This is a genomic window from Pseudomonas sp. NPDC090752 (assembly GCF_055584805.1).
Genome location: NZ_JBVJLI010000017.1, coordinates 98418 through 113166, shown reverse-complemented (window position 1 = coordinate 113166; position 14749 = coordinate 98418). Strand labels below are relative to the sequence as shown.

At 62.7% G+C, this 14749-nt stretch carries 9 protein-coding genes; 2 read left to right on the top strand and 7 right to left on the bottom strand.

Annotation, left to right across the window (positions count from 1 at the left end; translation table 11 throughout):
- Positions 1 to 155 precede the first annotated feature (155 nt).
- The 4 genes from lon to ACZ6YA_RS21015 all read right to left on the bottom strand — a co-directional run bounded on the left by lon (position 156) and on the right by ACZ6YA_RS21015 (position 8927).
- On the bottom strand, positions 156 to 2582 hold the full coding sequence (lon, locus tag ACZ6YA_RS21030) for an endopeptidase La (RefSeq protein WP_465899079.1): 2427 nt from the start codon (positions 2580 to 2582) through the stop codon (positions 156 to 158).
- A 212-nt stretch (positions 2583 to 2794) separates the two neighbouring features.
- A complete protein-coding gene (locus ACZ6YA_RS21025) occupies positions 2795 to 5206 on the bottom strand; it encodes a glucose/quinate/shikimate family membrane-bound PQQ-dependent dehydrogenase (RefSeq protein WP_465899077.1) in 2412 nt (803 codons plus the stop codon).
- 28 nt (positions 5207 to 5234) lie between these two features.
- Positions 5235 to 6572, bottom strand: a complete 1338-nt coding sequence (locus tag ACZ6YA_RS21020) for a carbohydrate porin (RefSeq protein WP_465899075.1) — start codon at positions 6570 to 6572, stop codon at positions 5235 to 5237.
- 309 nt (positions 6573 to 6881) lie between these two features.
- Positions 6882 to 8927: a TonB-dependent receptor gene (locus tag ACZ6YA_RS21015; RefSeq protein ID WP_465899073.1), complete on the bottom strand. Its 2046-nt coding sequence runs from the start codon at positions 8925 to 8927 to the stop codon at positions 6882 to 6884.
- A gap of 167 nt (positions 8928 to 9094) precedes the next feature.
- Here ACZ6YA_RS21015 and ACZ6YA_RS21010 point away from each other — a divergent pair, with 167 nt between their 5' ends.
- Both ACZ6YA_RS21010 and ACZ6YA_RS21005 read left to right on the top strand, forming a co-directional pair.
- Positions 9095 to 9316: a VF530 family protein gene (locus ACZ6YA_RS21010; RefSeq protein WP_095064225.1), complete on the top strand. Its 222-nt coding sequence runs from the start codon at positions 9095 to 9097 to the stop codon at positions 9314 to 9316.
- A gap of 1 nt (position 9317) precedes the next feature.
- Positions 9318 to 9950: a Pr6Pr family membrane protein gene (locus ACZ6YA_RS21005; protein ID WP_465899071.1), complete on the top strand. Its 633-nt coding sequence runs from the start codon at positions 9318 to 9320 to the stop codon at positions 9948 to 9950.
- A gap of 119 nt (positions 9951 to 10069) precedes the next feature.
- Here ACZ6YA_RS21005 and ACZ6YA_RS21000 read toward each other — a convergent pair whose 3' ends face one another.
- The 3 genes from ACZ6YA_RS21000 to ACZ6YA_RS20990 form a co-directional block, all read right to left on the bottom strand.
- Positions 10070 to 10828, bottom strand: coding sequence for a siderophore-interacting protein (locus ACZ6YA_RS21000; RefSeq protein ID WP_465899069.1), 759 nt, complete (start codon positions 10826 to 10828; stop codon positions 10070 to 10072).
- Positions 10821 to 11366, bottom strand: a complete 546-nt coding sequence (locus tag ACZ6YA_RS20995) for a PadR family transcriptional regulator (RefSeq protein WP_465899066.1) — start codon at positions 11364 to 11366, stop codon at positions 10821 to 10823. The genes ACZ6YA_RS21000 and ACZ6YA_RS20995 overlap by 8 nt, the downstream gene beginning before the upstream one ends.
- Before the next feature lie 89 nt (positions 11367 to 11455).
- Positions 11456 to 14593 carry a transglycosylase domain-containing protein gene (locus tag ACZ6YA_RS20990; protein WP_465899065.1) on the bottom strand — a complete coding sequence of 1046 codons (3138 nt, stop codon included), beginning with the start codon at positions 14591 to 14593 and terminating at the stop codon, positions 11456 to 11458.
- Positions 14594 to 14749: the final 156 nt, after the last annotated feature.

Sequence of the window (14749 nt, the reverse complement as noted above, 5' to 3'; positions counted from 1 at the left end):
TCCTGATCATGCGTATTAGCCTGTAAACAATGTCCCCGGTTTGAAATGTAAACGATGTCTTCGGTTTGTACCCGGGGCAAGCCCGCTCCCACAGATGCTGCACAACGCCGCAAGACTGTGGGAGCGGGCTTGCCCCGCGAAAGGGCCGGTACAGCTTAGAACAAGACTTTGGCCACGTCGGCAAAGCGCTTGGCAAAGTGCACGGTCAGCCCTTCACGCAAGTACTCCGGCAACTCTTCGAAGTCGCCGCGATTCGGCTCCGGTAAGATCAGCTCGAAGATCTTCTGGCGCCGCGCCGCAATCACTTTCTCTCGTACCCCACCTATCGGGAGAACCTGCCCGGTAAGAGTCAACTCGCCGGTCATGGCCACGCCTTTTTTCGGCGCCTGGTCGCGGGCCAGCGAAAGCAGGGCACTGGCCATGGTGATGCCAGCACTCGGGCCGTCTTTGGGCGTAGCGCCTTCGGGCACGTGCAGGTGTATGAACGCTTCGTTGAAGAAGGCCGGATCACCGCCAAACTGCTTCAGGTTGGAGCTCACGTAGCTGTAGGCGATCTCGGCGGATTCCTTCATCACGTCACCCAGCTTGCCGGTCAGCTTGAAGCCGCGGTTCAGGGTATGGATGCGGGTGGCCTCGATCGGCAATGTCGCACCGCCCATGCTGGTCCAGGCAAGGCCCGTGATCACACCCTTGCCGGCAAGCACTTGTTCGCTGCGGAACACTGCTATGCCGAGTGAGGCCTCCAGGTCCTTTGGGCCAATCTTGAGCTTGGCGTCCGGATTTTCCAGCAACTTGACCACCGCCTTGCGCACCAGCTTGCCCAACTGTTTTTCCAGCTGACGCACGCCAGCTTCGCGGGCGTAGCCCTCGATCACCAAGCGCAGGGCGCTGTCAGTGATGCTCAGGCTGGATTTGGCCACACCAGCCTTTTCCAACTGCTTGGGCCACAGGTGGCGCTTGGCGATGGCCAGTTTTTCTTCGGTGATATAGCCAGACAGCCGGATCACTTCCATGCGGTCGAGCAACGGACCGGGGATCGAGTCCAGGGTGTTGGCGGTGCACACGAACAGTACCTTGGACAGGTCCAGGCGCAGGTCCAGGTAGTGGTCGAGGAAATCGACATTCTGCTCGGGGTCGAGGGTTTCCAGCAGCGCCGAAGCGGGGTCGCCTTGGTAGCTCTGGCCCATCTTGTCGATCTCGTCGAGCATGATCACCGGGTTCATCACCTCGACGTCCTTCAGCGCCTGCACCAGCTTGCCCGGCTGGGCGCCGATGTAGGTACGACGGTGGCCCTTGATCTCTGCTTCGTCGCGCATGCCGCCGACACTGAAACGGTAGAACGGCCGGCCGAGGGATTCGGCGATGGACTTGCCGATGCTGGTCTTGCCCACGCCAGGCGGGCCCACCAGCAGTACGATCGAGCCGCTGATCTCGCCTTTCCAGGCGCCCACGGCGAGAAACTCGAGGATGCGTTCCTTGATGTCGTCCAGGCCGGCGTGGTGCTGGTCGAGCACTTTGCGCGCGTGCTTGAGATCGAGCTTGTCCTTGCCGTACACGCCCCAGGGCAAGGCGCTGGCCCATTCCAGGTAGTTGCGGGTCACGGCGTATTCCGGCGAACCGGTTTCGAGGATGGCCAGCTTCGCCATTTCTTCATCGATACGCTTCTTGGCCTGCGCCGGCAGGGTCTTGCCCTGTAGGCGCTGTTCGAACTGTTCGAGGTCGGCGCTGCGGTCGTCCTTGGTCAGGCCCAGCTCCTGCTGGATGACCTTGAGCTGTTCCTTGAGGAAGAACTCGCGCTGGTGCTCGCCGATCTGCCGGTTGACCTCGGCCGAAATCTCGTTCTGCAGCCGCGCGACTTCGACTTCCTTGCGTAGCATCGGCAGGACTTTTTCCATGCGCTTGAGCATGGGCACGCAGTCGAGCACTTCCTGCAACTGGTTGCCGGTGGCCGAGGTCAGCGCGGCGGCAAAGTCGGTGAGTGGTGAAGGGTCGTTGGGACTGAAGCGGTTGAGGTAGTTCTTCAGCTCTTCGCTATACAGCGGGTTGAGCGGCAGCAGTTCCTTGATCGCGTTGATCAGGGCCATGCCGTAGGCCTTGACCTCGTCGGTGGGGTCGGCGGGCTGGCGCGGGTATTCGACTTCGACCAGGTAGGGCGGGCGGTGGTGCTTGAGCCAGGTGCGGATACGCACGCGCGTCAGGCCCTGGGCGACGAACTGCAGCTTGCCGTTTTCGCGGCTGGCATGGTGCACCTTGACCAGGGTGCCGTATTCCGGCAGGGCCGAGGTGTCGAAGTGGCGGTGGTCTTCCGGCGGGGTGTCCATGAAGAACAGCGCCAGGCAGTGGTCCGGGGTCTTGGCCACCAGGTCGAGGGTTTCGGCCCACGGCTCTTCATTGACGATGACCGGCAGCACCTGGGCCGGGAAGAATGGACGGTTGTGGATCGGGATCACGTAGACCTTGTCCGGCAGCTGTTGTCCGGGCAGGGCGAGGGCGTGGCCATGGCCGGCTTCGGCCTGGGCATCGAGGTGTTCGACTTCGCTGTGTTCGTCGGGTTGTTCCGGGAAATCCTGCTGGTCGCTCATGGGGCACCTGCGTGAATGACTATGGTGCTTAGATGGGGCGCGGGGGGATGGGTTTCAATGGTAGACGAAGGGAGGAGGGTGGTGTTCTTGCTGGCCTCTTCGCGGGCAAGCCCGCTCCCACAAGTACAGCGCCGTTCTCGAATGTGGCGCTGTACCTGTGGGAGCGGGCTTGCCCGCGAACGCGGCGGCAGGGGCGCCGCCGCAACTGAAGCTTAATCAGCGAGTTTGTAAGCGATGATGTAATCGCCCATCTTGGTGCCCAACGAGCCGTGGCCACCGGCGACGATCAGCACGTACTGCTTGCCGTCCTTGCCGCTGTAGGTCATCGGCGTGGCTTGTCCACCCGCTGGCAGGCGGGCTTTCCACAGCTCTTTGCCGTTGTTCACATCATAGGCGCGCAGATACTGGTCAAGGGTGCCGCTGAGGAAGCCGACGCCACCGGCGGTGACGATCGAGCCGCCCATGCTTGGCACGCCAACAGGCAGGCCGATAGGCACCGGGGTGCTGTCATGGGTGGTGCCGTTCTTGCGCTTCCATACCACCTTGTTGGTGAACAGGTCGATGGCTGCCACGTAGCCCCAGGCCGGTGCCTGGCACGGTACGCCCAGCGGCGACATGAACGGGTGCATGATCACTGCGTAAGGCGCGCCGGTGTTCGGCTGCACGCCGCTGGTCTCGCTTTCGCGCTTGCTGCCGGCGGCAACTTGCTCGCGTGGCACCATCTTCGACACGAAGGCCATGTAGTTGGGCGAGGTGAACAGCAGCTGGCGTACGGGGTCGACCGAGACGCCGCCCCAATTGAATACGCCGACGTTGCCCGGGTAGACCAGCGAGCCCTGCTCGGACGGCGGGGTGTACTGGCCTTCGTAGCGCAGTTCACGGAACTGGATGCGGCACAGCATCTGGTCGAACGGCGTGGCGCCCCACATGGACTGTTCCGTCAGGTCCGGGCCAAGCAGATTGAGGTCGGAGCGGGCCTGGGTTGGTGCGGTGTGGTCACCCTTGACCGCGCCTTGCGGCACCGGGATTTCGCGGATCGGCACGATTGGCGTACCGTCGCGGCGGTCGAGCACGTACAGGCTGCCCTGCTTGGTCGGCACGATAATCGCGGGTTTAACGTCGTCTTTGGTTTTCAGGTGCACCAGGGTCGGCTGGCTACCGACGTCCATGTCCCACAGGTCGTGGTGAGTGAACTGGTAGTTCCAGCGCGCCTTGCCGGTGGCCAGGTCCAGGGCGACCACGCCGGCGCTGTACTTCTCGGCGCCCGGGGTGCGGTTGGCACCGTACTGATCGGGGGTCTGGTTGCCCAGCGGCAGGTAGACCATGCCCAGGTCTTCATCGACGCTGGCCAGCGACCACATGTTGGCCGAGTTGCGGCTGTAGGTCTTGCCCGGGGCCAGTGGCTTGGTGTCGTCTGGGTTGTTGCTGTCCCAGTTCCATACCAGGCGGCCGTCGTGCACGTCATAGGCGCGGATCACGCCGGATGGCTCGTTGGTCGATTCGTTGTCGGTGACATGGCCGCCGATGATCACCAGGCTGCGGGTGACCGCCACGGGCGAAGTGGAGTAGTAACCGCCGGCAGTGAACGGGCCGATACCGGTGGTCAGGTCGATCGCGCCCTGGTTGGCGAAGCCTTCGCAGACTTTGCCGTTGTCGGCATTGATGGCGATCAGGCGAGCGTCGGCGGTCGGCAGATAGAGGCGGCGCGGGCAGGACTGGGCGACGGCTTGGCCTGCGTCGGAGACTTTCGGCGCGGGGCTGCCGTCACGGCTGACGTAACTGTTCTCGTCGTAGTACGACACACCGCGGCAAGTCATGTGGGCAAAGCCCTTGAACGTGCCGACCGGGGTCTTGATCTGCGGGTCGTAGCGCCAGATCTCGGCACCGGTGTCCGGGTCCAGGGCCAGCACCTTGCTGTGGGCGGTGCAGGCGTACAGCATGCCGTTGGCCTTCAGCGGGGTGTTTTCGTTGGTCAGCTCGACCGGATCGTTGTCGGTGGGCAGGTCACCGGTGCGGATGCGCCAGGCTTCTTCCAGACGGTAGGCGTTCTGCGCGGTGATCTGGCGCAGCGGCGAATAACGGTCGCCGTGTTCGGTGCGGCCATAGGCTTGCCAGTCACCGTCCGGCATGGCCGGGGCGGCGCTGCCCATTTCGCTGTTGTCGCGGCCCAGTTCGCCGAACACTTCGCCCGGGTGGGTAAACTGGCTGCCCAGCGCGCAGGCGCCGGAGGCCACCACTGCAACGCTGAGCAACGCCATGTTGGCCTTGTTGGCAGGCCCGGTCAGCGGACGGCGCGCCCACGGCAGCAGCAACACCACGCCGATGGCGAACCAGATGGCCAGGCGTGGTACCAATTGCCACCAGTCCAGGCCAACTTCCAGCAGCGCCCAGGCTGTGCTGCCCAGCAGCACCAGACCGTACAGGCCCAGGGCCAGGCGGCGCTGGGCCAGCAGCAGGCCCCCCGACAGGGCGAAGCCGATACCGGCGATCAGGTAGTACAGCGACCCGCCCAGCTGGCTCAGTTTGATGCCGCCCGCCAGCAGGGCCAGGCCCATCAGCAACAGCAGTACGCCCAGCAGGCGCGGTAGCCAGCGGCTTCCATTCTTGGCACCGTCAGTGCTCATCGTATGTTCTCCGTTAGGTGAATGGTTGTTAGAAAGTGCTTTGGATCTTCAGGCCGCCGACCAGGGCATCGTCGACCTGCGACACCCCGCCCGGATGGCGGATGTACTGCAGGTTCGGGCGTACCGTGAGCCAGTCGGCCAGATGAATGCCGTAATACAGTTCGGCGCTGTATTCGGTGTCCTGCACGGGCAGGTAGCCGGGGTTGTCATAGTCATCGAGCCCGGCGGCCTGGTTGGCCAGGCGGGCATTCTTGCGGTAGCCGGGGTTGACGTGCACGCGGGCGAGGGCGAAACCGATGTCGTCCTTGGCGCGGGCGTCGAAGGGGCCCTTGTATACCAGTCCTGCCTGCACATAGTTGTCGATGGCATTGGTCTTCTTGTCGTGCACCGTGGCGTTGGCGAACAGGCTCAGGCCGCGCGACTGGTCGGAAGCAAGCGAGGTGACCTGTTGCTGGGCGCCGATCCACAGGCCGTGCTTGCTCGAGCTGCTGCGGTAGGCGGAGCCACTGATGGCGGCCGGCTGGCCGTTGCTGTCCTTCAGTACATCCTGTGCCTTGGCATTACTGTAGTAGTACCCGGCGCGATATTCCCCTTTCAGGCCATTGACCCGTGGGCTCCAGACCAGTTCGATCGGCATTACCGCACCCTGGGTGCCGCTGCCGCTGAGCTTGAAACCGTTGCCGGATTCGAGGTTGGAAGGGTTCTGCTCGAACACCCCGACCTGGGCGTAGAGCGCATCGTTCAGGTTGTAGCGCACGCGCAGGGCCCACTGGCTGACTGGCCAGTTGTACCAGATGCCACCGACCCAGTTGCCCACTTGCGAGCCGCAGAAGGCCAGGTTCTGGAAGTCGCAGGGGAAGCTGTTGAAGTCCTCCCCCTCGCCGAAGCGGCCGAATTTCACGTCCAGAGCGCCATCGAAGTATTTCTGCTTGATCCACATCTGCGTCAGCCGCCAGGTTTCGCCGCGGCCCCAGACTTCCTGGGCGGAGGTGAAACCGCCGACGCGCGGGTCGTTGATGCGGTCGTTGCTGATATTGTCGCCATGGCGTTCGGTGATGGTCAGTTGCAGTTCGGTGTCGTGCCAGCCGAGGATTTTTTCCAGGTCCAGGTGGCTGCCGAAGGTGAACTGGTCGCTGTAGCGCGCCGTGCGATCGTGGTCGTAGCCACCGTGCAGGTTACTGCCCATCTCGCCGGTGTAGCCGAGGGTGAAGTCGTAGCCTTTTTCCAGCAGCTCGCTGCGGGTGCCGCCCCAGTCGCCGAGCATCCAGGGGGAATCGCTGGCGAACATGGCGTGGGCGCTGACGCCAGGTGACAGGCCGGTGGCAAGGGCAAGCAGGACAGGGCCGGTGAAGCGGGTTCTAAGCATGAGATAGCGCTATCTTTTGATTATTGAAAAACGGCAAGCGCACCGAGGAGTGGGCTCTTCGATGTAAATGGCGACGGGATAGGTAAGTGAAGCGATTCAGCTTGCGGCGGGGAGGATATAGGGGAAGTTGTAAGAAAAAAAGACAAATTGTCGCAGGGAATTATTACCGATCTGGTAACAGTGTGTGGATGGGGCTGCTTTGCAGCCCATTCGCGGGCGGTCCGACGTCTCGGCAAGTCCGCTCCAACAGTTTACTGAGTGGCGCAAATGCTGTGGGAGCGTGCTTGCCCCGCGAACGGCCCTATGCAATCAGAAGGTTGTACGCAAACCCACTTCGACACTGCGCCCCGGCGCGGGCGCGATATCCCGCAGAATCGAGCTGGCATAGCGCACCGTCTGATCCGTCAGGTTCTCCCCGCGCACGAACGCCAGCCACTGGCTCTGGCCGATATCGAACTTATAGCCGACACTCGCGCCCAGCGTGGTATAGCCATCGGTACTGGTTTCATTGTCCGGTTTGCGATGTTGCGAAGCCGCATGCTGCACATCCACCCGGGCCTGCCAGTGGTCCAGTTCCCAGACCAGGCCGCTGTTCAGCCGCAGCGGTGCAATGCGTGGCAACGGCTCGCCACTGTCGAGGTTCTTGGCCCGGGTGTAGTCACCCGACAGCTCCAGGGCGAAGCTGCCGTAGCGGTTCTCGACGAGCTGCCAGCGGTCCTGGGCTTCGATGCCGTAGAAGCGTGCACGTACACCCTGATATTGATACTCGGGGAAGTCGCCGTCGTCATGATCGTGATCGTGATCCTCGTCACCGTGGTCGTGGTCATGCCCTTCGCGCAGGTTACCCGTGCCGATCAGCCCGATGTAATTGCGGAAGTGGCTGTAGAACACCCCGACACTGCCCTTGTGAGTGCCGTTATCGAAGCGCAAAGCCAGGTCGGCAGCGATGGCTTTCTCCTTGTTCAGGCTGGCATCACCGACTTCGTAAGCCCCGGTGGCGACGTGGGCGCCGTTGGCGTACAGCTCGTAGAATGTCGGGGCACGTTCGGTGTATCCGAGGTTGGCGGCCAGCGCCCAGACGGGGTCGAGCTGGTACACGGCCCCGGACGATAAGCTGAAGGCGTTGAAGCTGCTGGCACTGTCAGCGTCGACGAAGTTCTCGTTGCCCTTGGCATCCGGATCGACGCGGGTATGTTCCAGGCGCGCGCCGAGGCTCAGGTTGAGGCGCTCGGTGGCCTGCCATTGTTCGAGCATGAACAGCGCCAAGCTGTCGGTATCGGTATGTGGGACGAAGGCTTCTTCACCCAGCGCCGAAAACTCGTTGCGGCTGACCTGCGCGCCAATCACACCTTCAAGCGGGCCGATCGGCTGGTGACGGGCCTCGATGCGCGCCTCGTAGCCTTTGTTCTTGAAGGTGGTATGCACCTCGCCTTCTTCGATCTCGCTGTGCTGGTAATCGGTATAGCCGGCATCGACCTTGACCGAGCTGAACGGGCCATCGAGATCACGCAGTTCGGAAGCGAACGCGTAGTGATCCTGTTTCATGTCCAGGCGCACGCCGGATTCGGCCACCGACCCGTAGTTGCTGTCGTAACGGCTGTAGGAAAGGCCAGCATAGCCGTGATCCCAGTGAAAGGAACCGCCGATCGCGCCGCCATCCTGGCGCCCGTCGCTGTTCTCCAGGCGGTGCTTGCTGCCGGGCTCGTCGGTATCGCGAACCTTGGAACTGCGGGCGTAACCAGGGATGCGCAGGTCGTTGAACTGGCGGCTGTTGGCGTCCAGGTGCAGGGCGAAGGTGCCGTCGCCGGCTTCCAGCTTGCCGGCGCTGCTGCGTGTGGTGTCGGCGCCGCCATAGCGCAGCTCGCCAGCCCCGTGGATACCCTCGATCGGTGCATCGGGGATGCGGTTGTCGAAGGTGTTGACGACGCCACCGATGGCGTTGCCACCGTACAGCAAGGCGGCCGGGCCACGGACAATTTCGACGCGCTCGACGGTGACCGGGTCCAGCGGCACTGCGTGGTCGTAGGACAGCGCCGAGGCATCCAGCGCGCCGACGCCGTTGCGCAAGATACGGATGCGATCGCCATCCAAGCCACGGATTACCGGGCGGCTGGCGCCGGGGCCGAACCAGGTGGAGGCCACACCTGGCTGTTTGTTGAGGGTTTCACCGAGGCTGCCGTGCTGTTGTTGCAGCAAGTCGTCGCCTTCGAGCACGGTGCTCGGGGCGGCCAGCTGGCGATTGCCCAGCGGGTTGGCGGTGATGACCTGGGGTTCGAGTTCCACGGCCTGGCTGGGCGATGAAGCCAGCCAGAGGGCGACGGCGAGGGGGGAGAGGCGCAGTGATGAGCACAACATGGGAAAGTGACGGTCCTTGGCAGAGGCTTTTATATTGTTACTGTATAACATCACTATTTCATCACAGAGCTTTTGTCGATTGCCAGCGGTTTTTGTCTGGGAGTACTGCGCCTCTTCGCCACTACACTGGTGTAAGGTGCGCATCTTTCAAACGCTGGAGCACTGGCATGAGCACGGCCCAACACAACGCGCTGCACGGCAAGACCCTCGAACAGATCCTCACCGAGCTGGTGGCGCACTACCAATGGCAGGGCCTGGCCGAACGGGTGGATGTGCGTTGCTTCAAGAGCAACCCGACCATCAAGTCGAGCCTGACTTTCTTGCGCAAGACACCATGGGCGCGGGAGAAGGTCGAGCAGCTGTACGTGAAGCTGCAGCGCAACGCCTGAGATGCCGCGTCATCCCTGGCTGACCCTGGCCGCCGTGCTCGGCTGGCTGGGCCTGACGGTGCAGGTTTACCTGGTGCTGCTGGCGCGCTGGCAGGAGCAGGCCAGCCTGGTCGGCGGGCTGATCAATGTGTTCGGTTATTTCACGGTGCTGACCAATACCCTGGTGGCGACGGTGCTCAGCTATGCGGCCTTTGGGCGGGAATCGCCCGCCAAGCGCTTTTTCCTGTTGCCTTCTGTGAGTTCTGCGGTAGCCGCCAGTATCGTGCTGGTAGCGCTGGCCTACAGCGTGTTGCTGCGCCACCTGTGGCAACCGCAGGGGTGGCAATGGCTGGCAGACGAACTGCTGCACGATGTGATGCCCGCGCTGTACGTGCTGTACTGGTGGTTCGCGGTGCCCAAGGGGCATCTGCGGCTCTGGCACCTGGCGCTGTGGGCGCTGTATCCGACGGTGTACTTCGCGTACGCGCTGTGGCGGGGGAGCGAGATTGGCGTGTATGCCTATCCGTTCATCGACGTGGCGAGCCTGGGGTATGGGCAGGTGATGCTCAATGCGCTGGGAGTGTTGGCGGGATTCTGGGGGATTGGGTTGGTGTTCCTTGGGCTGGATCGGTGGCAAGGGCGACGGCTGATTTAGCCTGTACCGGCCTCTTCGCGGGCAAGCCCGCTCCCACAGTTACTTCACTGAACTTGAGGGCAGTTGAGTACCTGTGGGAGCGGGCTTGCCCGCGAAGAGGCCGGTGAAGACGAAGCAAATTACTCCTCGTCCGCAGTACCGTCAGCTCGCCAATAGGCAGCAGCCTTGAGCGCATCTTCCGCAGCCCCTTTCTCCAGCAACAGCGCCTTGGCCTGGCGGGTTAGCGCTTTTTCCAGCGCCACCCAGCTGTACAGCTTGCCTTCAGGTAAATTCAGCCCCTGCAGCAATGCCAGCAAATCTTCACTGCGCTTGACCCAGATAACCTCTACCTCAGCCTTGCTCGGCAGCGGCTGACGCTCCTGCTCATCCTCGATCTGAATCACCGCCAGCACCCGGCGACCTGCCGGCAGTTCCTCCAGGCGCCGTCCGATCGCTGGAATGGCTGTCTCATCGCCAATCAGCAGGTAGCTGTCGAAGATATCCGGCACCACCATCGAAGCCCGCGGCCCGGCAATGTTCAGCGTTTGCCCGGGCGCAGCTTGCGCCGCCCAGGTCGACGCGGGGCCGTCGCCATGCAGTACGAAGTCGATGTCCAGCTCATTGGTCACCAGGTCGATCCGCCGTGGCGTGTACTCACGCATGGTTGGCCGGGCGCCGCCGTCGCGGCCCAGGTTTCGGGCGTCGATAGCCTGCTGCTGTTCGGCGTTTTCGGCGAACAGCAGCTTGATGTGGTCGTCCGTGCCAAGGCTGGTAAAACCTTGCAGCTCTTGGCCACCCAGGGTGATGCGGCGCATGCGTGGGGTCAGATCGGTGACCCGCAATACCTGCAGGCGGCGTTGGCGGATTTCGTGGTTGACGCGGTGAATGGTGTCACTCATGGGGATTCTCCATGGCAGAGTCGACCGGCCCGGAGGCGATCGCCTTGGCGGTGTCGTTGAGCAGGGTACGGACCCGGTCGATTTCTTCGGGGGTCCAGCGGCCGCTGTGCATGTGCAAGGCATGGCGCAGGTTGCCGACCGCTTCATGAATCTCTGGCGGGCGGTCGTGGCCACGCAGGGCGCGCTTGCTGACTTCGATACGCATGCGCACGCCGTCGAGGGCGACGGCCTGGTCGGCGAGTGCCGTGCGGCCGGCTGCGGTGATGGCGTAGAGACGTTTGCTGCCTTGCACCTGGCCGCTGATCAGCTCGGCTTCTTCAAGAAAATTGAGGGTCGGGTAGATAACCCCGGGGCTTGGCGTGTAGCTGCCGTCGAACAGGTTTTCGATCTGGCGAATCAGGTCATAGCCATGGCCCGGTTGTTCGGCCAGGAGCGACAGCATCAGTAATTTGAGGTCTCCCGGGGCGAATACCCGTGGGCCGCGTTCACCGCGGATGGGACGACGTTCAAAGGGGTCATGAGCGGAGTGGTCACGCATGCAAATGAGGCTCTGTGTGTTTAGATATATCGAAAGATATTACTCAAGATATATCTAAACACAAGTCATTCAATGCTGATGATTATCATCTAGATGTTCGATGAATCACCGGTATGCATCGCCACCTGTGGCGGTTTGCACGCGTTGGGATTACCCGGTTCCAGGTACGGCATGAGAATCGGCGCCATGCCCTTGAGCACCTGTACCGGCAGTGCCGAAGTGAACTTGAACGCCTCGGCCGAGCGCCCGGGTACGAAGGCGGTCAACGTGCCGAAGTGGTTGTCGCCGAGGAAGAACACGAACGTGGCAGTACGGTTCAAGGAACGTGAGCCGATCAGCCGGCCGCCGGCGCCGAAGCTTTCGATGCGGTTGTCGCCGGTGCCGGTCTTGCCGCCCATCACCAGCGGAGTACCGTCATGCAGTTTGAAGCTGCCTGAGATACGCCGCGCGGTACCCGCGTCGACCACTTGCGACATCGCACCTTTGAGTGCCCGGGCGACCTCCACCGGGAGAATCCGCACGCCACGGTCGGGGTCGCTGTTCAGCTTGGTTTCGTAGGGCGTATCGGCGGCGAAGTGCAGCGTGTCGATGCGCAGGGTCGGCAGGCGTATGCCGTCGTTCTGGATAATGCCCACTAGTTCGGAAAGCGCTGCCGGGCGGTCGCCGGAGCTGCCGATGGCGGTGGCCAGCGACGGTACCAGATGATCGAACGGGTAGCCCACGCGCTTCCAGCGCTGGTGAATGTCGAGGAAGGCTTCGATTTCGACCATGGTGCGGATGCGGCTGTCACGTGCGCCCTGGTGACGGCTCTTGAACAGCCAGCCATAGACTTCCTGGCGCTCGAAGCGGCTGGCATTGACCATCTCGGTCAGCGTGGCGCTGGGGTTCTTCAGCAGGTAACCGAGCAGCCAGAGGTCCAACGGGTGGACCTTGGCGATGTAACCCTGGTCGGGCAAGTCGTACTTGCCGGGGCCGTAGGCTTCGTACATCTCCGCCAGGCGGCCGTCGGTGAGTTTGGCCAGCGCTTTTTTATCTTCCTTGCTATGGGCGCGGACGAAAGCATTGAAGGTTTCCTGGCCGGCTTCAGGGAACAGGTAGCGGTGGACCGCCCCCAGGCGCTGCGGGGTGACCCGCATGCTGTCGAGGAAAGTGTCCAGGCGTTGCTGCGAGGTCTTGCGTTGGTATTTTTTCCAGAAGCGCATCAGGTAATTGGTGCCTTCCTTGTCGGCGAAACGGGCGAGGTATTCCTGCCGACGCGGGTCGGCGTCATCCTTGAGCAGCGGCACGCGATTGAACGGCTGCTGGTAGGTGACGTAGCGCACCACGTCGCGCATCAGGCGGATGAACGGCAGGTTGATCGACTCGCGCAGGGCGTCCTTGAGCGTCGGGTTGCGGTTGTTGTCTTCCTTGCGGAAGTTGTTGAACACGTGCATGCCGCCGCCGGTGAAGAAGGCTTCGCCAGTGTTGGCCGAATACTTGCGATCGAGCGCGGCGTCGAGCATGGCGTCCAGGCTCTGGTTCTTGCTGTTCTGCGCCAGCCATTCGAGCGACCACTGGGTGATGCGGTCGAGCTCGGCGACTTCGACTTTCTTGAGCTCCGCGGCAGGCTTGCCGGCGTACTTGTCGTGCAGCTCGGCAATGATCTCCAGGTAGGTGGTGAGCACCCGCAGCTTGGCTGTCGACCCCAACTCCAGCTTGCTGCCTTCGTTGATGTCGAACGGCTGGTCGGTGCTGTCGGTCTGCACCCGCACCCGCGAACCATCGGCGGTGCGCTCGAACAGGGTGAAGCTGTAACGCACCTGGTCGGTGGTCTTGCTGGTCAGCAGACGCTCGCCGATCAGGCCCATCTGCGCAGCGAACTCTGGGTCAGCGAGGTTCTTCAGGTATTGGCTGGCCTGCAACTGCAGGTCGGCCTGCAAGGTACTGGTGGCCGAGACGTCGAGACGGTCGAGGTCGTACAGCGGGCGGTTGAGCATGGCCGCCAGGCGGTTGCGCGCCAGGCTGATGCCTTTGTTGGTGATGATCGGCACGATGGTCGGCTGCGCCACCCAGTCCCGGTACACCGCCTTGCTGGCCAGCGCCGCCTCGGCCAACGTGGGGTCGACGATACCGTTCGCGGCAAGCACGCGGATATGCGAATCGGTGAGTTCGGCAAGCTCCACTCGGCCCTTGGACAGGTAATGCGAAGGGCGGCGCTGGGCGATCATCAGCGACAGCACTTGGCGCAAGGCCAGCCCGCGAGCGGCCATGCTGTCGGCGTCGGTCGAGGTAGAAGTCAGGGCCTGGTTGACCTGGTCGAAGTCAGCGCCGTACCACACCCGCAGGCCTTCGGCCATGCCATGCACTTCGCCGTGGCCAGGCACGGCCGAAAGCGGGACGCTGTTCAAGTAGTCACGCACGATACGCTGGCGGGCCTCGGTGGTATCGGGGCCACCCTGATAGGCGCGCACGCTGGCGGAAATCATCTGGCGGATCTTCTCGGCACCAGAGACAGTCAGGCCGTCAGGTGAGTGGCGGTACTTCTCCAACTGGGTGGCCAAGGTACTGCCACCGGCGGACTGGCCGGGCAGCGCCAGGTACTTGGCGACCTGGCTGTAGGCAGCCTTGCCGAAGCGCGGCCAGTCGACCGCCGGGTTGTTTTTCGGATCTTTCGGGTCGAGCAGGTCACGGTTCTCGATGAACAGCAGGCTGTTGACCATCACCGGTGGGATGGCGGCGAAGTCCGGATACAGGTGTTGCGGGTAGTTGTACTGGTACAGCGTGTCGCCGCGGCAATCGGTGATCGACAGGCCGGCCTGGATTTTCTCGATGTAAGGCGCGAAAAGGCCGTGGTCGACGTAGTTCATCAACGCGGGTGAGAAGTGCACTTGCTCGCTGATCAGGTAGTCGCGCTTGAGCAGGCGTGGCAGGAATTCGCCCAGCGCGCTGTAGCCCAGGCGCTTGTCGAACGGACCTTCACCGGGGTAGACGATGGCATCGCTTGGACCTGGTTGCAGCGAATAAGTAAGGGTGGTGGCGAGCTTGCTGAATTCCCGCGACTGCAGGTCGGAGGTGCGGAACTCGTCGTAGGCGGCAAAACCGATGGCGACGATCGCCACCAGCAGGATCAGCAGGATCAGCCGCCACCAGAGCCGACGCTGACGGGGGGATTTTGCTTGTGGCGTCTCGGCCAGAGGTGCTTCGGGTGCTTCCGTTCCGGTTGGTTCCGATTGCCACAGTGCGCCCATAGTCTTCAATCCGGCCAGGTACTTTTCGTCTTGCTTGTCTGAAGCTTAGACGCTGAGGGCAGGAGGTGAAAAATTTGTAGGAACTGCAGAAATACAAAGTCGGATATGCGCCTTTGGTGTGGGTTTCTTCCTACGGCGATATTGATAGGGTGGCTG

Excerpts from the sequence above, each read along its gene's own strand:
- lon (WP_465899079.1), bottom strand. The coding sequence starts at position 2,582 with ATGAGCGACCAGCAGGATTTCCCGGAACAACCCGACGAACACAGCGAA.
- ACZ6YA_RS21025 (WP_465899077.1), bottom strand. The coding sequence starts at position 5,206 with ATGAGCACTGACGGTGCCAAGAATGGAAGCCGCTGGCTACCGCGCCTG.
- ACZ6YA_RS21020 (WP_465899075.1), bottom strand. The coding sequence starts at position 6,572 with ATGCTTAGAACCCGCTTCACCGGCCCTGTCCTGCTTGCCCTTGCCACC.
- ACZ6YA_RS21015 (WP_465899073.1), bottom strand. The coding sequence starts at position 8,927 with ATGTTGTGCTCATCACTGCGCCTCTCCCCCCTCGCCGTCGCCCTCTGG.
- ACZ6YA_RS21010 (WP_095064225.1), top strand. The coding sequence starts at position 9,095 with ATGAGCACGGCCCAACACAACGCGCTGCACGGCAAGACCCTCGAACAG.
- ACZ6YA_RS21005 (WP_465899071.1), top strand. The coding sequence starts at position 9,318 with ATGCCGCGTCATCCCTGGCTGACCCTGGCCGCCGTGCTCGGCTGGCTG.
- ACZ6YA_RS21000 (WP_465899069.1), bottom strand. The coding sequence starts at position 10,828 with ATGAGTGACACCATTCACCGCGTCAACCACGAAATCCGCCAACGCCGC.
- ACZ6YA_RS20995 (WP_465899066.1), bottom strand. The coding sequence starts at position 11,366 with ATGCGTGACCACTCCGCTCATGACCCCTTTGAACGTCGTCCCATCCGC.
- ACZ6YA_RS20990 (WP_465899065.1), bottom strand. The coding sequence starts at position 14,593 with ATGGGCGCACTGTGGCAATCGGAACCAACCGGAACGGAAGCACCCGAA.